A 20,744-nucleotide genomic window follows, 5' to 3' on the forward strand; every position below is an offset into this window, starting at 1 on the left:
GTACGTCCCACTGTCGTCCGCAGCAGGCCGCCGCCCCCTCCCCTGAGCAGGGAGGGGGCGGCGTACGTCGGTGGTTCAGGGGCGCCTCACGCCGCCGTCCCGGCGTCGGGACCGGCGAGCTGTTCCGCGAGCTCGCGCTCGCTCTCCTCCGGGAGGGAGGTCTTGAGCACCGTTCCCCCGAAGGGTTCCATGGCCGTGGCGAACCGGTCCTCGGAGATCTTCGAGGCCATGACGACGACGGCCGCCGAGCCGGGCTCCAGCAGCTCCTGGACCTTCTTCCGGAACCTGCCGTCGACGCCCATCTGGTTCAGCTTGCCGATGAGGCCGCCGAGGGCCGCGCCCACCACGCCGATGCCCGGGGTGAGGATGAGCATGCCGAAGACCAGGCCCCAGAGAGCGCCGGCCGTGGCGGAGAGGGCGACCTCCTCGCTCTTCCTGGGGGTGTCCACATGGGTCTCGCCCTCCTCGTCCACCCGGACGACGGCCAGGCCCTTGAGGTCGAGGACGTGGTCGTCGCGGAGCTTCTGGACCGTCTTGAAGGCATCCCTCGCGACCGCGTGGTCGTCGTAGCCGATGACGATGAGTTCGGACATGAGTCTCTCCTTCGGTACGGCCCCCACGACGCGGGGGAACGTGGACGTCAGTACCTCTGTGCCTTCGTGAGCCTCGGCGTCAGGACCGGCTCCGCGGGCTGCCGGCTGATGACCAGGGGCTGTGCGCGCTCGCCCGGCGCGAGGTCCTCGGCGCCGACGAACTGGGTCTCGACGACCTTCCCCGACGGGTCGAGGAAGTCGACCTGGGCCGCGTAGGACGCCGGCTCGCTCGTCTCGTTGGTGATGCTCACGACGACGGTGAGCCGGCCGTCCGTGTCGGCGCGGGGCTTGCCGGTCATCCCGACCTCGCTCAGGGCGTTCCCGCTGCCCTCGACGTCCTCCAGCGCGTCCTCGGCCGTCTGGCGGGAGCGTTCGATATCGGCGCCGATCGACGCCTTGCGGGACGCCTCCCGCTCGGAGGCCGACGCGGCCGCGGACGACGCCTCCGCGCGCGCGGACTCGATCACCGATTCCCCCGCCGAGGCGACGGCGGAGGGCAGGTCCCCCGAGAACGCGGCGGTGTCGGGTGCCGTGGGGCGTTCGCTGAACGTCGGAGCGCCGGTGTCGTCGCCGTCGGAGCCACAGGACACGAGAGCGGCGGCGCCGAGCGCGGTGGCGACGACGGCCAGGGCCGCGCCCGCCGCCCTGGCGCGGACCGGTCGTCTCGGAGGGGATGAGGAGGTGTTCAAGAGGGCTACCTCGTTCCTATGGTGAGTGCGGTCGCCGTCAGTAGCGCAGTACGGCGGCGATGCGGGCGGATTCGACCAGGGCGTCGTCCCGTACGAACCGCACCTCGGCGCCCGTCTCCAGGGCCCGCTCGACGATCTCGTCCACGATGTCGTCCCGCGTGTCCGGCTCCGCGGCGGAGGCGGGTTCCAGGTGGTCGCCGCGGTCGCGTACGACGTCGCGGTAGTGGTCCTCGACGGCGAGCAGACGGATCCGGCCGTCCTTCGCGGCCCGCCACACCTCGTCGAGGCCGGCGGCGAACTCGCGCCGGCCCTGCGCCGTGTCCAGTTCCGCGGCCACCGTGGTGACCGCGGCCTCCTCCCGCGCGCTCCGCACCGGCTCGACCGCCCGGTGTACGGCTTCGGCCGGGCCGTCCGCGAGCCCACCGCGCTGCACGGTCATCGTGCCGGGGTCCAGTCGGCCCGTGTCCTCCAGCGCCGAGAGGGCCGGCGCCTCACCGATCACGTACAGCGGACGCGACTCGGCGGCGAGGACGGCACGCAGCGCCTGATGGGCCTCGCGGAGGAACGTGCGGGTGTCCTCGTCCCGGAAGGTGCTCGGGAGGTCGCCGACGCGTTCCTTGCGTTCCGCGTCGGGGTCCTCCAGGCTCCGCGTCAGCGGGAAGCCGTCGCCCGTGAACTCGACGGCCCGCTCCGGTCCGCCGCTCCAGAGCGACACCCGGTCGGCAGCGACCGCCAGGGCCCAGTAGGGCTGTTCGGCGGCCTGGGCGGCGACGAGGTTGCGCGTGAGGAACGTGTCCGCGACGACCACCCGCTCCGGGACCGTCCGGGCCACGGTCCAGACGTGGTGCTCGTCCTGCGCCGCGTAGATCACCAGCCCGTCCTCCACATGGGCGAGGTCGAGCTCGGTGACGGCCCGCTCCAGCTGGTCGAGCACGTCCGCGCGGCGCTCCCGGGGCACGTCCGGGTCGTCCTGGAGGGCCTTCTCCGCCCTGGCCAGGAGATTGCGCAGCCGTACGGGGTCCTGGGTGTTGTCCGGCTCGCGACGGTGGGTCGGCATGACGAGCGACACCGCCGGGTAAGGGCGGGGCCGGCGCAGCGCGGCCAGCACGTCGGTGCTCAGAGCGGGGTGCATGAGGGTGCCTTTCGTAGGGTGTTCCGAGGGCCGTACGGGCGGCGCGACCGGCGTAGGCGGGCGGCGGGAGGCGGCGGTGGACCGTGGGCGCGGCCGGTGCCGGGCGGCTACTGCGGACCGGTGAGCTGCTCGGCCAGTTCCTTCTCGTCCGCGTCGCTGAGCGACGTCTTCAGGACCGTGCCGCCGTGCGGCCGCATCGCCGCGGTGAACTTGTCGTCCGTGATCTTCGAGGCCATGACCACGACGGCAGCCGAGCCCGGCTTCAGCAGGTCCCGCACCTGCTCGCGGAACCGCTCGTCGACGCCGGACCTGCTGAGCCTGCCGATCAGGCCGCCCACGGCCGCGCCCGTCACGAGACCGACGCCGGGAAGCAGGAACAGGATCCCGAAAATGGCGCCCCACAGGGCTCCGGAGGCGGCGGACACCCCGACGATCCGGCTGGTCGTATCGACATGGGTCCGGCCGTCCTCGTCGACGGAGACGACCGCGAGGCCGTTCAGATGGACGACGTAGTCGCGCTGCAGGTCCTGCACGGTGGCGAACGCCGCGTCTGCCACGCCCCGGTCGTCATAGCCGATGACGATCAGTTCGGACATCCCTACCTCCAGAGAGTTCCACCGTGCCGGCCCGTGGCGGACTCGGCGGCGCACGGGACGCACTGATGTCCACCCATCGACATGTTTGTCCGTAATCGGACGGTTCGCGAGTCGGTGGTTCGGGGAACCCTCGCCCGCGATCACCCTCGGTTACTATGCTCACTTCATGCCGGAGGGAAGCTGACCGTGGATTGCACGGCTGAAGAGATGGATGGCCTGGGAAAGTGCTGAAAGAGGTCGTAGCGACCCGCTATGTCACACCCCTGCGTGAGGGCGGTTCGCTCCCCGGGATCGTCGAGGCCGACGACCTCGGTACGTACGTCATGAAGTTCACGGGCGCGGGGCAGGGCCGCAAGACGCTCGTCGCCGAGGTCGTCTGCGGGCAGCTCGCGCGCAGGCTCGGGCTGCGCGTGCCGGAGCTCGTCGCCATCCAGCTCGACCCGGTCATCGGTCTCTCCGAGCCCGACCAGGAGGTCCAGGAGCTGCTCAAGGCGAGCGGCGGGCTCAACCTGGGCATGGACTTCCTCCCCGGCTCGCTGGGCTTCGACCCGCTGGCGTACGAGGTGGACCCCGAGGAGGCCGGCAAGGTCGTCTGGTTCGACGCCGTGATCAACAACGTCGACCGGTCCTGGCGGAACCCGAACATGCTGGTGTGGCACGGCGACCTGTGGCTCATCGACCACGGCGCCACCATGATCTGGCACCACAACTGGCCGGGCGCGCAGGCCTCCGCCGCCAAGCCGTACGACGCGTCCGACCACGCGCTGGCGCCCTTCGCGCCGGACGTCGCCGCCGCGGCCGCCGAACTCGCGCCGCTCGTCACCCGTGAGCTGCTCACCGAGGTCGTCGCCGACGTGCCCGACGAGTGGCTCGTCGACGAGCCCGGTTTCTCCCGTACGGACGAGGTGCGCGCGGCCTACGTCGACGCGCTCCTGCCCCGCGCCGCCACCATCCACGAGCGGATCACGCTCGGCCCCCGCACCGAGCACCGGCCCCAGCAGCCGCCCGGCTGGCTGGCCGACCGCCTCGCGCCCCGGACGCACTCCACCGAGAAGGGCAGCACCACGTGACCGAGCGCGATGTCTTCGAGTACGCGCTGCTGCGCGTGGTGCCGCGGGTCGAGCGCGGCGAGTGCTTCAACGCGGGCGTGGTCGTCTACTGCCGAGCCCGGTCCTATGTGGCCGCCCGCACCCACCTGGACGAGGCCAAGCTGGCGGTCCTCGATCCGTCGGCGGACGTCACCGGCGTCCGCGCCGCGCTGCGCGCCGTCGAGGGGATCTGCCTGGGCGGCGACGACGCCGGGCAGGCCGCGCGCGACGACGCGGGCCGGCGCTTCCGCTGGCTGATCGCGCCGCGCTCCACGGTCGTGCAGCCGGGTCCCGTCCACACGGGGCTCACCGCCGACCCGGAGGCCGAGGTCGAGCGCCTCCTCGACCTGCTGGTGCGCTGACGCCGTCGGTCGCCCTTCCGCCACGGCGAGTGAGCTGGTGCACCCGGTGGGCCGTTGACACCGGGTGCCATCGCTTCTAGCGTCTCGTTCTGCGGACGATACTAAGCGGTCGCTCATGTGCGGGACGCGTGAGCGGGACGCCCGTCCGTCCGCGATCAGGGACGATCCAAGGGCGAGGAGAACCAAGCATGTCCACCACCGAGCAGCGCGTAGCCGTCGTCACGGGTGCCGCACGAGGCATCGGCGCCGCCACCGCGCTCCGTCTGGCGGCCGAGGGCCGCGCCGTCGCCGTACTCGACCTCGACGAGGCGGCCTGCAAGGACACCGTCGAGAAGATCACGGCGGCGGGCGGCACCGCCCTCGCGGTCGGCTGCGACGTCTCCGACGGCGCCCAGGTGGAGGCCGCCGTCGCGCGGATCGCCGCCGAGCTCGGCGCGCCGACGATCCTCGTCAACAACGCCGGCGTGCTCCGCGACAACCTGCTCTTCAAGATGTCCGAGTCGGACTGGGACCTCGTCATGAACGTGCACCTCAAGGGTGCCTTCCTGATGGCGAAGGCCTGTCAGAAGCACATGGTGGACGCGGGCTTCGGCCGGATCGTCTCGCTCTCCTCCTCCTCGGCGCTCGGCAACCGAGGCCAGGCCAACTACTCGGCCGTCAAGGCCGGTCTGCAGGGCCTCACGAAGACGCTCGCCAAGGAGCTCGGCAAGTTCGGCGTCACCGCCAACGCCGTAGCCCCCGGCTTCATCGTCACCGAGATGACCGCGCAGACCGCCGAGCGCGTCGGCATGGGCTTCGAGGAGTTCCAGGCCGCCGCCGCCTCCATGATCCCGGTCCAGCGGGTCGGCCGCCCCGAGGACGTCGCCAACGCGATCGCCTTCTTCGCGGGCGACGACGCCGGCTTCGTCTCCGGCCAGGTCATGTACGTGGCCGGCGGCCCGCTCAACTGACGTTCCGGCAGCAGCGAGAGGAGGCGGACATGACCGCGAAGGAAAGGCCGGAGCTCTCCGGCAAGGTCGCCCTCGTCACCGGCGCGAGCCGGGGCATCGGCTACGGCATCGCCGAGGCGCTCGTCGCCCGCGGCGACCGGGTCGTCATCACCGGGCGCGGCGAGGAGGCCCTCAAGGAGGCCGCCGAGCGGCTCGGAGCGGACCGGGTGATCGGCGTCCCCGGCAAGGCCCACGACCTGGCCCACCAGGCCGCCGCGGTCGAGGCGGCCATGGACGGCTTCGGCCGTCTGGACTTCCTGGTGAACAACGCCGGGACGAACCCGGTCTTCGGCCCGATCGCCGATCTGGACCTGGGAGTGGCCCGCAAGGTCTTCGAGACCAATGTGATCTCCGCGCTCGGTTTCGCCCAGCGGAGCTGGCACGCCTGGCAGAAGGATCACGGCGGTGCGATCGTGAACATCGCCTCGGTCGCCGCCATCTCCGCCTCGCCGTTCATCGGCGCGTACGGGATGAGCAAAGCCGCGATGGTGAATCTGACCCTCCAGCTGGCGCACGAATTCGCGCCGCTCGTGCGGGTCAACGCCATCGCGCCGGCCGTGGTGAAGACCAAGTTCGCACAGGCACTGTACGAGGGTCGTGAGGCGGAGGCGGCGGCAGCCTATCCGCTCGGCCGGCTCGGCGTGCCCGAGGACATCGGCGGCGCCACCGCCTTCCTGACCTCCGGGCAGTCGGAGTGGATCACCGGCCAGACCCTCGTCGTCGACGGCGGGATTTTCCTGAACGCCGGAGTCGGCTGACCGATATCCGGACACTTTCCGGAATTCATGTCCGGATTGGACCCGGTTATACGCCGAATGACGCAAGTGCCCCGTCAGGCTCGACGATTGACCTGACGGGGTGCTGCGGTATCGTCGGCCGACCCGTGGCTGAACGAGGAGCGTGCACGTGTTCAACCGGACCAGTCTGCAGGCCGCTGCAGCCCTTGCGTCCATATCCCTGGTGTCCGGATGCGGTGTATTTTCGGACAGTGAATCCACTGGGGATCAGAGAATCGTCATCGGTACGACGAGTTCTCCCACCACGCTTGATCCGGCCGCCGCCTGGGACAATTCCTGGGAGCTCTTCCGGAATGTCTTCCAGACCCTGGTGAGTTTCCCGACGGGCAGTACGGCGCCGCAGTCCGACGCCGCCGACTGCAAGTTCACCGACACGGCGAGCCGGGTCTTCGAGTGCAAGCTCCTGGACGGGCTGAAGTTCTCGAACGGCCACAAGCTGGACGCTGAGGCAGTCCGGCACTCGATCGAGCGCATCCGCACGATCAACCACAAGGGCGGCCCGAACGGGATGCTCGGCTCGCTCGGCAAGATCGAGACCGTCGGCGACCGCACGATCGTCTTCCGGCTGAACAAGTCGGACGCCACCTTCCCGTTCGTCCTCGCGACCCCCGCGATGTCGCTCGTGGACCCGGCCGAGTACCCGGCGGACAAGCTCCGCACGGACGGCAAGCTCGTCGGCTCGGGACCGTACGTCCTCGACTCGTACGCCGAGCGGAAGACGGCCGAGCTCACCAAGAACGCCACCTACAAGGGCTTCGCCGCCCGCAAGAACGGTGGCGTGACGATCAAGTACTACGACGACTCCGAGGCGATGGTCGCCGCGCTCCGGAAGGACGAGATCGACGCCACCTACCGCGGCCTCACCGCCGAGGAGGTCGTCGCGCTCCAGGAGGACAAGCCCGAGAACAAGGGCCTCCAGATCGTCGAGTCGACCGGCGCCGACATCCGCTACCTGGTCTTCAACACCCAGGACTCCGCGGCCGCCAAGCCGGCCGTCCGCAAGGCCATCGCCCAGCTCGTCGACCGCGACGAACTGGTCAACAAGGTCTACCAGGGCACCGCCGAGCCCCTGTACTCGATGGTTCCCAAGGGCATCGCCGCCCACACCACCAAGTTCTTCGACCGCTACGGCATGCCGAGCGTCCCGAAGGCGAAGAAGATCCTCAAGGACGCCGGCGTCGAGACGCCCGTGAAGATGGACTTCTGGTACACGACGGACCGGTACGGATCCTCGACGGCCGCCGAGTTCACCGAGCTGAAGCGGCAGCTGGAGGAGTCCAAGCTCTTCGAGGTCGAGCTGCACGGGAAGCCCTGGAAGGAGTTCCAGGCGGGCTACCAGGCGGGCGAGTACCCGGTCTTCGGTCGTGGCTGGTTCCCCGACTTCCCGGACCCGGACAACTTCGTCGCCCCCTTCCTGGGCAAGGAGAACGTCCTCGGCACGCCGTACGTGAGCGAGCGGATCACCGGCGAACTGCTCCCGAAGTCCCGCCGAGAGAGCGACCGCGGGACCGTCACGGACGAGTTCGTCGAGGCCCAGGAGATCATGGTCCAGGACGTCCGGCTGCTGCCCCTGTGGCAGGGCAAGCTGTACATCGCGGCCGGTGAGGACATCGGCGGCGGCGAGCGCGCCCTCGACCCGCAGACGGTCATGCAGCTGTGGGAACTGCACCGCCGGGCCAGCTGGTAGCAGGGAGAAGGCCTGTGGGGGCCACTGTCAGTGGCCCCCGGTAGGTTCTCGGACGTAGACAGGAACGTCCACCGGAGGTTGTTGACCGTGACCGACACCAGCATGCTGCCCGAGTCCTGGCGGGGTGTTCTCGGCGAGGAGCTGCAGAAGCCGTACTTCGCGCAGCTCACCGAGTTCGTCGAGGAGGAGCGCGCCAGGGGACCGGTCTTCCCCCCGAAGGACGAGGTCTTCGCCGCCCTCGACGCCACCCCGTACGACAAGGTCAAGGTCCTGATCCTCGGTCAGGACCCGTACCACGGCGAGGGGCAGGGGCACGGCCTCTGCTTCTCCGTCCGCCCCGGCGTGAAGACCCCGCCCTCCCTGCGGAACATCTACAAGGAGATGCAGGCGGAGCTGGGCCACCCGGTCCCGGACAACGGCTATCTGATGCCGTGGGCCGAGCAGGGCGTCCTGCTGCTCAACGCGGTCCTGACGGTCCGCTCCGGCGAGGCGAACTCGCACAAGGGCAAGGGCTGGGAGAAGTTCACGGACGCCGTGATCACCGCCGTCGCCTCGCGGCCCGACCCCGCCGTCTTCGTCCTGTGGGGCAACTACGCGCAGAAGAAGCTGCCGCTCATCGACGAGGAGCGGCACGTCGTCGTGAAGGGGGCCCACCCCTCGCCCCTGTCGGCGAAGAAGTTCTTCGGTTCGCGGCCCTTCAGCCAGATCGACGAGGCCGTCGCGGCCCAGGGACACGACCCGATCGACTGGCGGATCCCGGACCTCGGCTGAGCCTCGGCCGGATCGGGGCCGGGTGCGGCTAGCGTCGGCTCTCCCATTGGGTGAGCGGGTGGAGGTCGGCGTGACCGAGCAGCAGCAGGCGGCGGACGACGGGGTCATGACCAGGATCGGGCAGGCCATGATGCTGCTGCACGGTGGCGACCGCGAGGAGGCCCGCAACCGCTTCGGGGTGCTGTGGCAGCAGATCGGACCCGACGGGGACCCACTGCACCGCTGCACCCTCGCCCACTACATGGCCGACGCCCAGGACGACCCCGACACCGAGCTGGCCTGGGACCTGCGCGCGCTGGGCGCGGCCGAGGGGCTCGCGGAGGAGCGGCTCGCGGCGCACGACTCGGCCGTGGCGCTGCGGGCGCTGTACCCCTCGCTCCACCTCAACCTCGCCGCCGACTACGTCAAGCTCCAGCGGCCGGACGCCGCGCGGGTCCATCTGGACCGGGCCCGCGCGGCGTCGGACACGCTCGACGACGACGGCTACGGAAACGGGGTACGGGCCGCGATCGAGCGTCTGGAGCTGCGGCTGCGGGCCATGTGAGGTGCGGGGTGGCCGGGCGCGTGAACGCGGTGCGTCGCGGGGTGTGCGGCCGGGTGGGTTACCTGGAGTGCCGCCGGGCGCGTGACCGGTCGGGTGACCGGGCGTGCGGGCGGGCGTCGGGTGGTCCGGGTGGCTCACCGGCCGTGCGTGCCGTGGCAGATCCTGGCCTGATCACTGCCGGGGTCCCAGCCCCCGTACCGCTCGCCCAGGTCGCAGACGTCCGCCCGGGAGCGCGGCGGTTCCTTCGGCAGCTCCGCAAGACCCGGCAGTTCGGGGACGGCGGGCCAGGGCTCCGGGCGTGTCTCACGGTGCCGGGGTGTGGCGGTGGGGCGCGGCGCCGGCGGGCTCGGCGGGGCGGCCGTTCGCCGGTGCCTCTCGGGTGCGGATACGGGTACGGGTGTCGCGCGCGGCGCGGCGGACGGCGGCGGCGCGGCGGAGGGCGGGGGAGCGGGCAGCGCCGCTTCGAGGGCTTCGCGGGCCGGGCCCTCGACGATCTGCGGCGCCACTTCCTGGGCCGGGCGGACGGAGCTCTCCGCGACGGGCGCGGGGGCGGGCGCCGTCGGCGGGGCGTCCACCGAGGCGCACCCCGTCAGGGCGGCGACCGCCGCCCCGACCAGGATCTTCGCTGTGGTTCGGGTTCCATGCACCGCGCCACTCTGCTGGTCCGGCGGCGATCTTCGCGCCCCTACCGGTGGGGAATGCCCCGCACGGGTGAGCCGTCGCGGGACCGGCCTTGACCCGCGGGACGGTCCTCAGTCGCCGGTGGCGCCGTCGAGCCGTTCCCGGATCAGGTCCGCGTGGCCGTTGTGGCGGGCGTACTCCTCGATCATGTGCAGGTAGATCCAGCGGAGGTTGAAGGTCCGCCCGGTGCGGTGCTTGCCCACGCCGAAGTCGTCGAGGCCGTACGGGGCGGCCAGGGTGCGCGCGTGGGCGATCTCGCCCTGCCAGGTGGCGTAGGCCTCCTCGTAGGTGTCCTCGTCCGTGGCGTGGACGTCCCGGTCCCGGTCCTCCTCGGTCGAGTAGATCCAGTCCGCCTCCTCGCCGGCCAGGACGCGGCGGAACCAGCCGCGCTCGACTTCGGCCATGTGCCGGACGAGCCCCAGCAGGTTGAGGTCGGACGGCGGAGCGGAGGGGGTGCGCAGCTGGGCGTCGTCGAGCCCCTCGCACTTCATCGCGAGGGTCGCGCGATGGAAGTCGAGCCACTGCTCCAGGGCCTCGCGCTCGCCCGAGGTCGTGGACGGGTCGACGCGGGGGACGGATTCGATGCGTTGGGTGGTCATGCGCGGCATCGTCCCTCATGATCACGGGCCGCCGCCAGCCCTTTCGGGCGGCGCCCCGGACCCGCTAGGCGGTGCCGAGCATGCCCCGTAGCAACTCGTCGAAGCAGGTGCGCAGTTCCGCGCGGCTGGGCACGGCGGCGTGGAAGGAACCCGCGGCGCAGGAGAACATCAGGCCCTCGCACCAGGCGATCAGGGAGAGCGCGTGCCGCTCGGGCGCCGGTGAGCCGGCCGCCGTCATCATCGCGACCAGCGGGCCGCGGAAGGCGGAGCCCGCGGCGTCGAAGAAGGCGCGGAGCTCGGGGCGGCGGGTGGCCTCAAGGGCGAGTTCGTAGCGGGAGACGAGCAGCGCGCGGTGGTCCGTGAGATAGCGGTGCAGGGCGAGGGCGAGCGCGTCCACGAGGGCGTCGGCGGTCGGGGGCGTGCCGGCGCCGCCCGGGGCGTCCGGGCCGCTGCTGCCCGGCAGCTCGTCCGGTGTGAGCACACGCGCCTCCCAGTGGACCTGGCGGCGTACGGCCGTCTCCAGGAGCGCCTGACGGGTGCGGGCGTGATTCGAGGTCGACCCCTGCGGCAGTCCGGCGCGTTCGTCCACGGCGCGATGCGTCAGGCCCCGCATGCCGCGCTCGACGAGGAGGTCGAGGGCGGCGTCGCCGATCCGCTCGGCGCGGGAGGCGCGCGATGCGGGGGTGTCCGGGACGGGGGCGGTCGGTGCGCTCATGGGGCCAACCTACTACCGCCCACTACCTGCCTGACTACACCTGTAGTACGGTCGTGGTGTCGGACTTACTACATCTGTAGTTGCGTACTCCGGGGAGCAGTCATGCCGCAGCAACAGCACCGCGCCGTCGTCGTCGGAGCCGGAATCGGCGGTCTCACCGCCGCCGTCGCCCTGCACCGCGAGGGCTGGCAGGTCACCGTCCTGGAACGCGCCGCCGGCCTCGCCCCCGTCGGCGCCGGCATCGGCCTCGCCCCCAACTCCCAGCGCGCCCTGGACGTCATCGGTCTCGGCGACCGCGTCCGCGACCTCGCCGCCTGGCAGGGCGACGGCGGCATGCGCGCCCCCGACGGCCGCTGGCTCGCCCGGACGAACGCCCAGGCCGCCACCGAGCGCTTCGGCGGGCCGCTGGTCCTCCTCCACCGCGCCACCCTCGTCGAGATCCTCGCCTCGGCCCTCCCCGAGGGCACCGTCCGCACCGGAGCGGCCGCCACGCTCGCCGACCCCGGCGACGACCTGCGCCCCGCCCGGCTGACCACCCCGGACGGCGCGATCGAGGCCGAACTCGTCGTCGCCGCCGACGGCATCCGGTCCGCGGCCCGCCATGTGCTCTTCCCCGAGCACCCCGGACCCCGGTACGCCGGCTGCACCACCTGGCGGGTCGTCGTCCCCGCCCCCGCACGGCCCTTCGCCCCGCACGAGACCTGGGGCGCCGGACGCCTCTGGGGCACCCAGCCCCTCAAGGACGGCCGGATCTACGCGTACGCCATGGCCGCCGCCCCCGCGGGCGGCCGTGCCCCCGACGACGAGAAGGCCGAACTCCTGCGCCTCTTCGGCGACTGGCACCACCCCGTCCCCGAGATCCTCGCGGCCGTCGACCCCGGCCAGGTCCTGCGCCACGACGTCCACCACCTGCCCGACCCGCTGCCCGCCTTCCACCGGGGCCGGGTCGCGCTCCTCGGCGACGCCGCGCACGCGATGATGCCGAGCCTCGGCCAGGGCGGGAACCAGGCCATCGAGGACGCCGTCGTCCTCGCCCATCACGCCCGCTCCGCGCCCGGCTTCGCTCCGGGCCGCGCGCTCGCCGCGTACACCGCCGACCGGCTGCCGCGCACCACCGCCATCGTCCGCAAGGCGGCCCGCACCGGAGCGGTGACCATGCTCTCGGCCCGCCCCGCGGTCGCCCTGCGCTCCACGCTCGTCGGCGCCGTCTCCCGCTTCGGCCCGGGACTGATGCTGCGCGGTTTCGACGGCATCGCCGACTGGCGCCCGCCGGTGGCCCCCGCCCGGTCCGCGTAAGCTGACCGGCGCGAACGGCCCGCGCGAGCGCGGCCGGTGGACACGAGCTACACGACAAGGGAGACCCCGTGAAGGTTGGCTGCATCGGACTCGGCGACATCGCGCAGAAGGCGTACCTGCCCGTCCTCGCCACCCTCCCCGGGGTCGAACTCCACCTCCAGACCCGAAGCGCCGCGACCCTGGACCGGGTCGCCGAATCCCTCCACCTGCCCGCCGCGCAGCGTCACCGCGACCTCGACTCGCTGCTCGCCGCCGGCCTCGACGCGGCCTTCGTCCACGCGCCGACCGCCGTCCACGCCGAGATCGTCGGCCGGCTCGTCGAGGCCGGCGTCCCCACGTACGTCGACAAGCCCCTCGCCTATGACTACGCGGACTCCGAGCGGATCGTGGAGCTCGCGGAGAAGCGCTCGGTCAGCCTCGCCGTCGGCTTCAACCGGCGCCTCGCCCCCTCCTACGCCCAGTGCGCCGAGCACCCGCGCGAGCTGATCCTCCTGCAGAAGAACCGGATCGGCCTGCCCGAGGACCCCCGCACCCTGGTCCTCGACGACTTCATCCACGTCGTCGACACCCTGCGCTTCCTCCTCCCCGGCGAGATCGAGCACGTCGACGTGCGCGCCCGGATCCGCGAGGGGCTCATGCACCACGTCGTGCTCCAGCTCTCCGGCGACGGCTTCACGGCCATCGGCATGATGAACCGGATGAACGGCTCCACCGAGGAGATCCTGGAGGTCTCGGGCCAGGACACCAAGCGCCAGGTCCTCAACCTCTCCGACGTCGTCGACCACAAGGGCCAGCCGACCGTGCGCAAGCGCGGCGACTGGGTGCCGGTGGCTCGTCAGCGCGGCATCGAGCAGGCCGTGCTCGCCTTCCTCGACTCCGTACGGGAGGGCCGGGTGCTCAGCGCGCGCGACGCCCTGCGGACCCACGAGCTGTGCGAGCGCGTGGTCCGCGAAGCCCTGCTCCAGGGTTCCTGAGCGCGCCCGCGCCCTCGGCGGCGCACACGACGCCCACCACGGCCACCGCCCCGTACAACGTCCAGTCGCCCCACCGGTCGTAGCCCGTCGTCGCCGTCGAGAGCGGCAGCTCGCGTACGGCGACGGCGCTCGCGTCCGTGCCGAGGACGGGTCCGATCCGGCGGCCGTCGGGACCGTACGCGGCGCTGACCCCGGTGAGCGTCGCGTGCACGACGGGCCGGCCCGTCTCCGCGGCCCGCAGCGCCGCCAGGGACGCGTGCTGGGCGGGCGCCCAGCTCTGCTGGAAGGTACTGGTCGCCGACTGGACGACCAGCAGCCCGGCACCGTCCCGGACGAGCCGCCGGCTCATGTCGGGGAACGCCGACTCGAAGCAGATCAGCGGCCCGATCCGCAGCCCCGCGCCCTCCGCGCCGGCGGGCAGCGTCATCACCACGGGCGCGCTGCCCCGCCGCCGGTCCTCCTGGGCCGCCTCACCCATCGAGGTCACCCACCCCAGGACGCCGCGCGCCGGGACGTACTCGCCGAACGGCACGAGCCGCATCTTGTCGTAACGCTCGCCCGTGAGCCCCGCCGGACCCACCAGGACGGCGCTCTTGAAGATGCCCGGGCGATCGGCGGCGCGCGCGTCCACGTTCACCAGGAGCGGCGCGTCGACGGCCTGCGCCAGGGCGGTGAGCCGGGCCGCGAGATCCGGCCGCCCGGCCGGATCGGCGCCGACACCGCTCTCGCCCCAGACCACCAGGTCGAGACGCTGCCCCGCGAGCGAGCGGGTCAGCTCCTCGGCGCGGTCGAACCGCCGCTCGGCCCCGTCCGCACCGTCGAGGACACCCGGCTGTACGAGGGCCACACGCACCGTCCCGCGCTCGCGCGGCGCCCCGACGCCCCAGGCCGCCGAGCCCGCCACGAGCGCGCAGGCGGCGAGCCCCGCGACCCCGACCGCACGCAGCCCCGGCACCGCGACGAGCAGGGCCACGGCCGTGTTCGCCGCCACCACGAGCAGGCTCACCAGCCACACCCCGCCGACCGAGGCGAGCCGCAGCGCCGCCGGCACCTCCCACTGGCTCGCGCCGAGGAGCCCCCAGGGCCCGCCGAGGCCCTCCCAGGAGCGGACCAGTTCGATCAGCAGCCAGCCGGAGGGCACCGCGAGCAGGGCGGCGGCGCCCCGCAGAGGTGACGGCGCGCCACCGAGCAGGGAGCGTACGAGCCACCCCCACGGCAGCCACAGCAGGCCGAGCAGCGCGGCGAGCGGCAGGAGGAAGACGTGCAGGCTGGGCAGCAGCCAGTGATGGACGGCGAGGATGAAGCCGGCCCCGCCCAGCCAGCCGTCCAGCGCCGCGCGGCGCGCCCCCGGGGCCGTACGGATGAGGAGCAGCCACGGGACGAGCGCCAGGTAGGCCCACCACCAGAGCCCGGGTGCGGGGAACGCGAGGGCGGGGAGCGCGCCGCAGCCGACGGCGACCAGGGAACGGACGAGGCCGCGCCGCCGAGCCGGGACGCGGCCCGGGCCCGGCGTGGGCTCGCGGTCGAGGTCCCGCTCCCGGTCGGAATCCTCTGCGGCCCGGTTCCGGTCTCGTTCCAGGTCCTCGGCCCGGTTCCGGTCCCGGTCTCGTTCCAGATCCCCGACCCGGTCCAGGTGCTCGGCCCGGTCCCGGTCGCGGCCTCGCTTCCGGTTCCGGTTCACGAACGGCATGCGCATGGCGGCCTCCCGCCCTAGCCTTCAGTGTCACCCCGCGCGGACCGCCGGGTCAGTGGCGGCGCCACCGCTCCTCGACGACGACCGAGGAGAGCCGCCAGCCGTCGGCCGTGCGCAGCGCCGCGAAGGCGTAGCGGCCGCCGCAGATGAAGTCCTCGCCGGTGGCGAAGCGCATCGGGTTCACGTAGTCGGCGCGGACGTCCGCGCCGTCCCCGGACTCCTGGTAGCCGCCCGCCTCACGGAAGAGGACCCGCCGGTTCACGATGAGGTGCTGGCGTACGGGGAAGACGGTCATGGTCTCGGCGAGCCAGTCGGCGACCTCGGCCGCCGGCCCCTCGATGCCGCCCGAGCCGCGGTAGTCGGCCCGGCCGTCCCGGGTGAACAGGGCCCGGTAGCCGGTCCAGTCGGCGTCGTCCACGGCCGCCGCGTAGCCGGTGATGAGGTCGTCGATGGCGAGCCGGTCCATCACGGTCGCGAGGTCCACGCGCTGCGTCATCGGTTCAGTCTCGGGCAGCGGGGTCCCGGCGCCAAGGGGCGTGCGGGCAGCGACTTCCGGGGCGCGGTCATACTGGCGGGCATGCGCGTGAACATAGATCCCGAACTGACCGACCGGACTGCCTTCTACCGGTTGCTCACCGCCACCGTCGTGCCCCGGCCGATCGCCTGGGTCTCCACGTCCTCGGCGGACGGGACGGACAACCTCGCCCCGCACTCCTTCTTCACCATCGCCTCGGTCACGCCGCCGGTCGTGCAGTTCACGTCGGTGGGACGCAAGGACTCGCTGCGGAACGTGGAGGAGACCGGGCAGTTCGTGGTCAACCTCGCCCCCGAGGGGCTCTTCGAGCAGATCAACGCCACGGCGACCGACTTCCCGCACGGGGTGAGCGAGTTCGACGCCTGCGGCGTCGAGCGGGAGCAGAGCCTGCGGGTGAAGCCGCCGCGCGTGGCCCGGTCGTCCGTGGCGCTCGAGTGCGAGCTGCACAGCACGGTGCGGATCGGCGACTCGACGGTCGTCTTCGGCCGGGTGGTGCACGCGGCGGTCGACGAGTCGGTCATGGTCGACGGCCATCCCGAGATGGCGCTGATGCGTCCGCTGACCCGGCTCGGCAAGAACGAGTGGGGCACCCTGGGCGGCATCAAGGAGATCGCCAGGGTGCCCTACCGGCGCTGAGGTCAGCCCGCGGACTCGCCCGCGTGCGGGCTCAGGACGTCCGTGCCGACCAGGATGAACAGCAGGATGCCGAGCAGGATGCGGTAGATCACGAAGGGCATGAAGCTCTTGGTGGTAATGAAGCGCATGAACCAGGCGATCACCGCGTAGCCGACGAAGAACGCGATGATCGTGGCGAAGATCGTCGGTCCCCAGGAGACGTGCCCCTCGCCCGCGTCCTTCAGCTCGTACGCGCCCGAGGCGAGGACCGCCGGGATCGCGAGGAGGAACGAGTAGCGGGCCGCGGACTCGCGGGTGTAGCCCATCAGCAGACCGCCGGAGATCGTCGCGCCCGAGCGGGAGACGCCCGGGATGAGCGCCATCGCCTGGCAGACGCCGAAGATCAGGCCGTCCTTCACGCCGAGGTCCTTGAGCGTCTTGCGGTCCCGGACGACCCGGTGGCGGCCGCCGGCCTCGTCCCGCGCGGCAAGCCGGTCCGCGATGCCGAGGACGATGCCCATGACGATCAGGGTGGTCGCGATCAGCCGCAGGTCACGGAAGGGGCCTTCGATCTGGTCCTTGAGCGTGATGCCGAGGACGCCGATCGGGATCGAGCCGACGATGACCAGCCAGCCCATCTGGGCGTCGTGGTCGGAGCGCATCGATTTGTCGGTGAGCGACCGGAACCAGGCCGAGACGATCCGCGCGATGTCCTTGCGGAAGTAGATCAGGACGGCCGTCTCCGTGCCGATCTGGGTGATCGCGGTGAAGGCCGCACCCGGGTCGTGCCAGCCCGCGAAGGCCGCGGTCAGCCGCAGGTGCGCGCTGGAGGAGATGGGAAGGAACTCCGTCAGCCCCTGTACGAGTCCGAGGATGAACGATTCGAACCAACTCATGGGGCTAGGGCCGTCCCGTTATGTACGTGTGCGGTCAGAAGGTCGAGCGCAGCGTACCGTCCCGAAGTGACGAGCCCGGGATCAGGTCCGTGATGCTCCCGTGATCAGGCCTCGCGAGGCCCCGCGGCCGTCCATCCCGGCGACCGGACGTGCGCGCGGAGGCTCCGCCGGTCGGCCTCGCCGCCGCAGTGGGCGCAGACGAGCCGGGGGCTGAGGACCTCGCCGCAGTCGTGTTCCAGGACGACGGGACGGTCGTGCTCGTTGAGGTGGCGGTCGCCCCACGCCATCAGGGTCACGAGGACGGGCTGGAGCTCCTCGCCGGCGGCCGTCGCCCGGTATTCGAAGCGCTGCGGACGCTCGCTGTACGGCACCCGCTCCAGGATCCCGGCCTCGACGAGCCGCTTGAGGCGGGCGGTGAGGATGTCGCGCGGGGCCCCGGTGTTGCGCGCGATCCGGTCGAAGCGGTGCACGCCGAGGGAGACCTCGCGCAGGACGAGCAGCGCGTACTTCTCGCCGACGAGCGCGAGGGTGTCGGCGATCGAGCAGGGGCGAGGGGCGGCCTTCATGGGATCAGGGTAGGGCAGGGAGACAGGGAGGGTTTGAAAATCCAACCCACTGGGATATGTTACCGACGAGTGTTGGTCCACTTTTCCAACTCAGGAGTTGGTCATGCGTGACGCCGTCATCGTCGAAGCCGTCCGTACGCCGATGGGAAAGGGCAAGGCCGGGGGAGCCCTGTCCCACGTCCACCCCGTCGCTCTCCTCTCCCACACCCTGCGCGCCCTGATCGAACGCGGCGGCATCGACCCCGCCCTCGTCGACGACGTGATCGGCGGCACGGTCGACCAGGTCGGCGAGCAGGCCATGAACACCACCCGCTACGCCTGGCTCGGCGCCGAATTCCCCGAGTCCGTGCCCGCCACCACCGTCGACCGGCAGTGCGGCTCCTCTCAGCAGGCCGTCCACTTCGCCGCGCAGGGCGTCCTCTCGGGGGCGTACGACATCGCCGTCGCCTGCGGGGTCGAGTCCATGAGCCGGGTCCCGATGTGGTCCAACGTGCCGCCCGGCGCCGATCCCTTCGGGCCCGGCGTCGCCGAGCGCTACCCCGAGGGGCTCGTCCCGCAGGGCGTCAGCGCCGAGCTCATCGCCGCGAAGTGGTCGATCGGCCGCGAGGCGATGGACGAGTTCGCCGCCGGATCGCACACCAAGGCGGCGCGTGCATGGGCGGCCGGACTCTTCGACGCCGAGGTCGTCCCGTACGAGGGCGTCCGCCGCGACGAGTCGGTGCGCCCGACGACCACCCCCGAGATCCTCGCCGGACTCCGGCCCGCCTTCGAGGACCCCGGCTTCGCCGCCCGCTTCCCGCAGATCGACTGGTCCGTCACCGCCGGCAACAGCAGCCCGGTCAACGACGGAGCGTCCGCCGTGCTCGTCATGGCCGCCGACACGGCCCGGAGCCTCGGCCTGCGGCCCCTCGCCCGGCTGCACAGCTTCGCCGTGACCGGCTCGGACCCGCTCCTGATGCTCACCGGCGTCATCCCGGCCACGGAGAAGGTCCTGCGCCGCGCGGGCCTCTCCCTCGCCGACATCGACCTCTTCGAGATCAACGAGGCCTTCGCGAGCGTCGTGCTCGCCTGGCAGCAGGAGACCGGCGCCGACCCGGCCAGGATCAACGTCCACGGCGGGGCCATCGCGCTCGGGCACCCGCTCGGCGCGAGCGGCACGCGCATCGCGACGACCCTCGTCCACGCCCTGCGGGCCCGGGGCGCCCGTTACGGCCTCCAGGCGATGTGCGAGGCGGGCGGCCTCGCGAACGCGATGATCGTCGAGGCGCTCTGAAGTACCGGGCTGCGGAGCCGTTCCGGGCGACGGGAGCCGTACCGCGCTACGGAGTCGTACCGACCGGCTCCCGCTCCCGGGCGGGAGCCGTGGCCGCGTCCAGGACAGTGGCCGGGGCCGGGGCCGGGGCCGGGGCCGGGGCGGGGGCCGGAGCCCGCAGGCCGTGGCGCTTGCGCCAGGCCACCACCGCCGCCCCGAGACCCGACAGGACGATGAACCCCGCGGAGAAGAGGAAGGCCGGCGACCCCGGCGAACCGGCCTGGGCACCCGCGATCACGTAAGCCGCCGTGTTCGGCACGGTGCCGATCGCCGTCGCCAGGAGGAACGGCACGTACCGCATCCGGGAGACCGCCGCGCAGTAGTTGGCCGCCGCGAACGGGACCCCGGGGAAGAGCCGGATCGCCAGCATCGAGCGGAAGCCGTGCCGGCTCAGTTGCCCGTCCGCCGCCGTCAGCCACCGGCCCCGTACGAACGGCCGCAGCGCGTCCTGCCCCAGGAACCGGCCGAGCGTGAAGGCGATCCCGGCGCCGAGCACCGTCCCCGCCACCGCCGCCGTCAGACCGGCCACGGAACCGAACAGCGCCCCCGCCGCCAGGTTCAGCACCGGCCGCGGCACGAAGGCCGCCGTGCACACGCCGTACGCGAGGCCGAAGAGCAGGACCGCGCCCGCGCCGGTCGTCTGCTGCGGCCAGCCCGAGGACAGCAGCCGCTGGGGCTCGTACAGCAGCACCAGCCCCGCCGCGCAGAGCAGCAGCAGGGCGAGCATCGAGAGTCGCGAACGCGGCGAGAGCAGGGCCTGGGAGCAGCGGACGGCGAGGGAGCCCGGCGGCCGGGGCGCGGGAGCGAGCATTCGGGGAGAGTAGCGGACGGGTCCGTATGATCGCCGTAATGTGCGTCATGTCCGTCCGGGCCGGAGCCCGGAGCGCGCCGTGACAGGTGACAGGGAGGGCCCCATGAGCCACGCCCCCGGCAGCGCCCTCGCCGACACCGTCCTGGACCGGCTCACCACCGTCTACCCCGCCGCGGGCAACCCCTTCCGGGCGCAGGAGATGGTCGCGTACATGAAGGGCGTCGCCCCCTTCCTCGGCGTACGGACCCCCGAGCGCCGTGCCCTGTCCCGCACCGTCCTCGACGGCACCCCACGTCCCGATGAGGACGACTGCACCGCGATCGCCCTGCGCTGCTTCGCCCTGCCCGAGCGCGAGTACCACTACTTCGCCGTCGACTACCTCCGCCGCCATGTGAAGCGCTGCTCCTCCGGCTTCCTGCCCGTCGCCCGCCGGCTCGTCACCACCGTCTCCTGGTGGGACACCGTCGACCACCTCGCGGCCCACGTCGTCGGCGGCCTCGTCGCGGCCGACCCGGCCCTCGCGGCCCGCATGGACGCGTGGATCGAGGACGAGGACCTGTGGGTGGCCCGCACCGCGCTCCTCCACCAGCTCCGCTTCAAGGACGCGACCGACGCCGACCGGCTCTTCGCCTACTGCCTGCGCCGCGCCGCCCACCCCGACTTCTTCGTCCGCAAGGCGATCGGCTGGAGCCTGCGCGAGTACGCCAAGACCGCCCCCGGCGAGGTGCGCGCCTTCGTGGCCGGGAACCGCTCCCTGCTCTCCCCGCTCTCCGTCCGCGAGGCCCTCAAGAACCTCGGCTGAC

The 20,744-nt window shown here is 72.4% G+C and carries 24 protein-coding genes; 12 read left to right on the forward strand and 12 right to left on the reverse strand.

The genetic code is table 11. From position 1 onward, the window contains the following. Nucleotides 1–86: 86 nt before the first annotated feature. From ACIBG6_RS00215 to ACIBG6_RS00230, 4 genes are all read right to left on the reverse strand, one after another. On the reverse strand, nucleotides 87–593 hold the full coding sequence (locus ACIBG6_RS00215; RefSeq protein WP_399220185.1) for a DUF1269 domain-containing protein: 507 nt from the start codon (nucleotides 591–593) through the stop codon (nucleotides 87–89). 47 nt (nucleotides 594–640) lie between these two features. Next, nucleotides 641–1,282: a hypothetical protein gene (locus ACIBG6_RS00220; RefSeq protein ID WP_399220186.1), complete on the reverse strand. Its 642-nt coding sequence runs from the start codon at nucleotides 1,280–1,282 to the stop codon at nucleotides 641–643. 37 nt (nucleotides 1,283–1,319) lie between these two features. Further along, complete coding sequence (locus ACIBG6_RS00225; protein ID WP_399220187.1) at nucleotides 1,320–2,414, reverse strand: chemotaxis protein; 1,095 nt, start codon at nucleotides 2,412–2,414, stop codon at nucleotides 1,320–1,322. A gap of 107 nt (nucleotides 2,415–2,521) precedes the next feature. Further along, nucleotides 2,522–3,010, reverse strand: coding sequence for a DUF1269 domain-containing protein (locus ACIBG6_RS00230; RefSeq protein ID WP_399220188.1), 489 nt, complete (start codon nucleotides 3,008–3,010; stop codon nucleotides 2,522–2,524). Nucleotides 3,011–3,234: 224 nt separating this feature from the next. On the opposite strand from ACIBG6_RS00230, the gene ACIBG6_RS00235 reads away from it, so the two are divergent. The 7 genes from ACIBG6_RS00235 (at nucleotide 3,235) to ACIBG6_RS00265 (ending at nucleotide 9,248) form a co-directional block, all read left to right on the forward strand. Then, the gene (locus ACIBG6_RS00235; protein WP_399220189.1) at nucleotides 3,235–4,080 is read left to right on the forward strand and encodes a HipA family kinase; all 846 of its coding nucleotides are present in this window, start codon (nucleotides 3,235–3,237) and stop codon (nucleotides 4,078–4,080) included. Then, a complete protein-coding gene (locus tag ACIBG6_RS00240) occupies nucleotides 4,077–4,460 on the forward strand; it encodes a DUF3037 domain-containing protein (RefSeq protein WP_399220190.1) in 384 nt (127 codons plus the stop codon). The genes ACIBG6_RS00235 and ACIBG6_RS00240 overlap by 4 nt, the downstream gene beginning before the upstream one ends. Nucleotides 4,461–4,648: 188 nt before the next feature. Then, on the forward strand, nucleotides 4,649–5,410 hold the full coding sequence (fabG, locus tag ACIBG6_RS00245; protein ID WP_125743463.1) for a 3-oxoacyl-ACP reductase FabG: 762 nt from the start codon (nucleotides 4,649–4,651) through the stop codon (nucleotides 5,408–5,410). A gap of 29 nt (nucleotides 5,411–5,439) precedes the next feature. Next, nucleotides 5,440–6,207: an SDR family oxidoreductase gene (locus tag ACIBG6_RS00250; RefSeq protein ID WP_399220191.1), complete on the forward strand. Its 768-nt coding sequence runs from the start codon at nucleotides 5,440–5,442 to the stop codon at nucleotides 6,205–6,207. Nucleotides 6,208–6,355: 148 nt separating this feature from the next. Continuing rightward, nucleotides 6,356–7,933, forward strand: a complete 1,578-nt coding sequence (locus ACIBG6_RS00255; RefSeq protein ID WP_399220192.1) for an ABC transporter substrate-binding protein — start codon at nucleotides 6,356–6,358, stop codon at nucleotides 7,931–7,933. Nucleotides 7,934–8,020: 87 nt separating this feature from the next. Further along, nucleotides 8,021–8,704: a uracil-DNA glycosylase gene (gene ung, locus ACIBG6_RS00260; protein ID WP_399220193.1), complete on the forward strand. Its 684-nt coding sequence runs from the start codon at nucleotides 8,021–8,023 to the stop codon at nucleotides 8,702–8,704. 70 nt (nucleotides 8,705–8,774) lie between these two features. After that, nucleotides 8,775–9,248, forward strand: coding sequence for a hypothetical protein (locus ACIBG6_RS00265; RefSeq protein WP_399220194.1), 474 nt, complete (start codon nucleotides 8,775–8,777; stop codon nucleotides 9,246–9,248). A gap of 134 nt (nucleotides 9,249–9,382) precedes the next feature. Here the strand turns inward: ACIBG6_RS00265 and ACIBG6_RS00270 are convergent, their stop codons facing one another. From ACIBG6_RS00270 to ACIBG6_RS00280, 3 genes are all read right to left on the reverse strand, one after another. After that, nucleotides 9,383–9,895 (reverse strand): hypothetical protein, encoded by a 513-nt coding sequence (locus tag ACIBG6_RS00270; RefSeq protein ID WP_399220195.1) that lies wholly within the window; start codon nucleotides 9,893–9,895, stop codon nucleotides 9,383–9,385. A 105-nt stretch (nucleotides 9,896–10,000) separates the two neighbouring features. Beyond that, entirely contained in the window at nucleotides 10,001–10,528 is a 528-nt protein-coding gene (locus ACIBG6_RS00275) for a DinB family protein (protein WP_399220196.1), read from the reverse strand. A gap of 64 nt (nucleotides 10,529–10,592) precedes the next feature. Beyond that, nucleotides 10,593–11,243: a TetR/AcrR family transcriptional regulator gene (locus ACIBG6_RS00280; protein ID WP_399220197.1), complete on the reverse strand. Its 651-nt coding sequence runs from the start codon at nucleotides 11,241–11,243 to the stop codon at nucleotides 10,593–10,595. A 102-nt stretch (nucleotides 11,244–11,345) separates the two neighbouring features. On the opposite strand from ACIBG6_RS00280, the gene ACIBG6_RS00285 reads away from it, so the two are divergent. Then, nucleotides 11,346–12,539: an FAD-dependent monooxygenase gene (locus ACIBG6_RS00285; RefSeq protein ID WP_399220198.1), complete on the forward strand. Its 1,194-nt coding sequence runs from the start codon at nucleotides 11,346–11,348 to the stop codon at nucleotides 12,537–12,539. A 68-nt stretch (nucleotides 12,540–12,607) separates the two neighbouring features. Beyond that, entirely contained in the window at nucleotides 12,608–13,513 is a 906-nt protein-coding gene (locus tag ACIBG6_RS00290) for a Gfo/Idh/MocA family protein (protein ID WP_399220199.1), read from the forward strand. Here the strand turns inward: ACIBG6_RS00290 and lnt are convergent. Further along, on the reverse strand, nucleotides 13,437–15,209 hold the full coding sequence (lnt, locus tag ACIBG6_RS00295) for an apolipoprotein N-acyltransferase (protein ID WP_399220200.1): 1,773 nt from the start codon (nucleotides 15,207–15,209) through the stop codon (nucleotides 13,437–13,439). The two genes, ACIBG6_RS00290 and lnt, sit on opposite strands and share 77 nt — an antisense overlap. A gap of 49 nt (nucleotides 15,210–15,258) precedes the next feature. Next, complete coding sequence (locus ACIBG6_RS00300; RefSeq protein WP_399220201.1) at nucleotides 15,259–15,702, reverse strand: nuclear transport factor 2 family protein; 444 nt, start codon at nucleotides 15,700–15,702, stop codon at nucleotides 15,259–15,261. Between the two features lie 81 nt (nucleotides 15,703–15,783). Here ACIBG6_RS00300 and ACIBG6_RS00305 point away from each other — a divergent pair, with 81 nt between their 5' ends. Next, a complete protein-coding gene (locus ACIBG6_RS00305) occupies nucleotides 15,784–16,377 on the forward strand; it encodes a flavin reductase family protein (protein ID WP_399220202.1) in 594 nt (197 codons plus the stop codon). Between the two features lie 2 nt (nucleotides 16,378–16,379). On the opposite strand, the gene ACIBG6_RS00310 is transcribed toward ACIBG6_RS00305, so the two are convergent. Together ACIBG6_RS00310 and ACIBG6_RS00315 are read right to left on the reverse strand one after the other, a co-directional pair. Further along, nucleotides 16,380–17,252: an undecaprenyl-diphosphate phosphatase gene (locus ACIBG6_RS00310; protein ID WP_399220203.1), complete on the reverse strand. Its 873-nt coding sequence runs from the start codon at nucleotides 17,250–17,252 to the stop codon at nucleotides 16,380–16,382. Nucleotides 17,253–17,356: 104 nt separating this feature from the next. Continuing rightward, the gene (locus ACIBG6_RS00315; protein WP_399220204.1) at nucleotides 17,357–17,818 is read right to left on the reverse strand and encodes a winged helix-turn-helix transcriptional regulator; all 462 of its coding nucleotides are present in this window, start codon (nucleotides 17,816–17,818) and stop codon (nucleotides 17,357–17,359) included. Between the two features lie 103 nt (nucleotides 17,819–17,921). Here ACIBG6_RS00315 and ACIBG6_RS00320 point away from each other — a divergent pair, with 103 nt between their 5' ends. Beyond that, a complete protein-coding gene (locus ACIBG6_RS00320; RefSeq protein ID WP_399220205.1) occupies nucleotides 17,922–19,091 on the forward strand; it encodes a thiolase family protein in 1,170 nt (389 codons plus the stop codon). Between the two features lie 46 nt (nucleotides 19,092–19,137). Here ACIBG6_RS00320 and ACIBG6_RS00325 read toward each other — a convergent pair whose 3' ends face one another. Further along, entirely contained in the window at nucleotides 19,138–19,941 is an 804-nt protein-coding gene (locus tag ACIBG6_RS00325) for a TVP38/TMEM64 family protein (RefSeq protein WP_399220206.1), read from the reverse strand. 103 nt (nucleotides 19,942–20,044) lie between these two features. On the opposite strand from ACIBG6_RS00325, the gene ACIBG6_RS00330 reads away from it, so the two are divergent. After that, complete coding sequence (locus ACIBG6_RS00330; RefSeq protein ID WP_399220207.1) at nucleotides 20,045–20,743, forward strand: DNA alkylation repair protein; 699 nt, start codon at nucleotides 20,045–20,047, stop codon at nucleotides 20,741–20,743. Nucleotide 20,744 lies beyond the last annotated feature (1 nt).

The organism is Streptomyces sp. NPDC050842 (assembly GCF_044456565.1).
Lineage (GTDB): Bacteria > Actinomycetota > Actinomycetes > Streptomycetales > Streptomycetaceae > Streptomyces.

What these genes read in the sequence shown, in the direction of transcription:
- ACIBG6_RS00215 (WP_399220185.1), bottom strand. Translation starts at nt 593, where the DNA reads ATGTCCGAACTCATCGTCATCGGCTACGACGACCACGCGGTCGCGAGG.
- ACIBG6_RS00225 (WP_399220187.1), bottom strand. Translation starts at nt 2,414, where the DNA reads ATGCACCCCGCTCTGAGCACCGACGTGCTGGCCGCGCTGCGCCGGCCC.
- ACIBG6_RS00230 (WP_399220188.1), bottom strand. Translation starts at nt 3,010, where the DNA reads ATGTCCGAACTGATCGTCATCGGCTATGACGACCGGGGCGTGGCAGAC.
- fabG (WP_125743463.1), top strand. Translation starts at nt 4,649, where the DNA reads ATGTCCACCACCGAGCAGCGCGTAGCCGTCGTCACGGGTGCCGCACGA.
- ACIBG6_RS00250 (WP_399220191.1), top strand. Translation starts at nt 5,440, where the DNA reads ATGACCGCGAAGGAAAGGCCGGAGCTCTCCGGCAAGGTCGCCCTCGTC.
- ACIBG6_RS00275 (WP_399220196.1), bottom strand. Translation starts at nt 10,528, where the DNA reads ATGACCACCCAACGCATCGAATCCGTCCCCCGCGTCGACCCGTCCACG.
- ACIBG6_RS00280 (WP_399220197.1), bottom strand. Translation starts at nt 11,243, where the DNA reads ATGAGCGCACCGACCGCCCCCGTCCCGGACACCCCCGCATCGCGCGCC.
- ACIBG6_RS00285 (WP_399220198.1), top strand. Translation starts at nt 11,346, where the DNA reads ATGCCGCAGCAACAGCACCGCGCCGTCGTCGTCGGAGCCGGAATCGGC.
- lnt (WP_399220200.1), bottom strand. Translation starts at nt 15,209, where the DNA reads ATGCGCATGCCGTTCGTGAACCGGAACCGGAAGCGAGGCCGCGACCGG.
- ACIBG6_RS00300 (WP_399220201.1), bottom strand. Translation starts at nt 15,702, where the DNA reads ATGACGCAGCGCGTGGACCTCGCGACCGTGATGGACCGGCTCGCCATC.
- ACIBG6_RS00305 (WP_399220202.1), top strand. Translation starts at nt 15,784, where the DNA reads ATGCGCGTGAACATAGATCCCGAACTGACCGACCGGACTGCCTTCTAC.
- ACIBG6_RS00310 (WP_399220203.1), bottom strand. Translation starts at nt 17,252, where the DNA reads ATGAGTTGGTTCGAATCGTTCATCCTCGGACTCGTACAGGGGCTGACG.
- ACIBG6_RS00315 (WP_399220204.1), bottom strand. Translation starts at nt 17,818, where the DNA reads ATGAAGGCCGCCCCTCGCCCCTGCTCGATCGCCGACACCCTCGCGCTC.
- ACIBG6_RS00320 (WP_399220205.1), top strand. Translation starts at nt 17,922, where the DNA reads ATGCGTGACGCCGTCATCGTCGAAGCCGTCCGTACGCCGATGGGAAAG.
- ACIBG6_RS00325 (WP_399220206.1), bottom strand. Translation starts at nt 19,941, where the DNA reads ATGCTCGCTCCCGCGCCCCGGCCGCCGGGCTCCCTCGCCGTCCGCTGC.
- ACIBG6_RS00330 (WP_399220207.1), top strand. Translation starts at nt 20,045, where the DNA reads ATGAGCCACGCCCCCGGCAGCGCCCTCGCCGACACCGTCCTGGACCGG.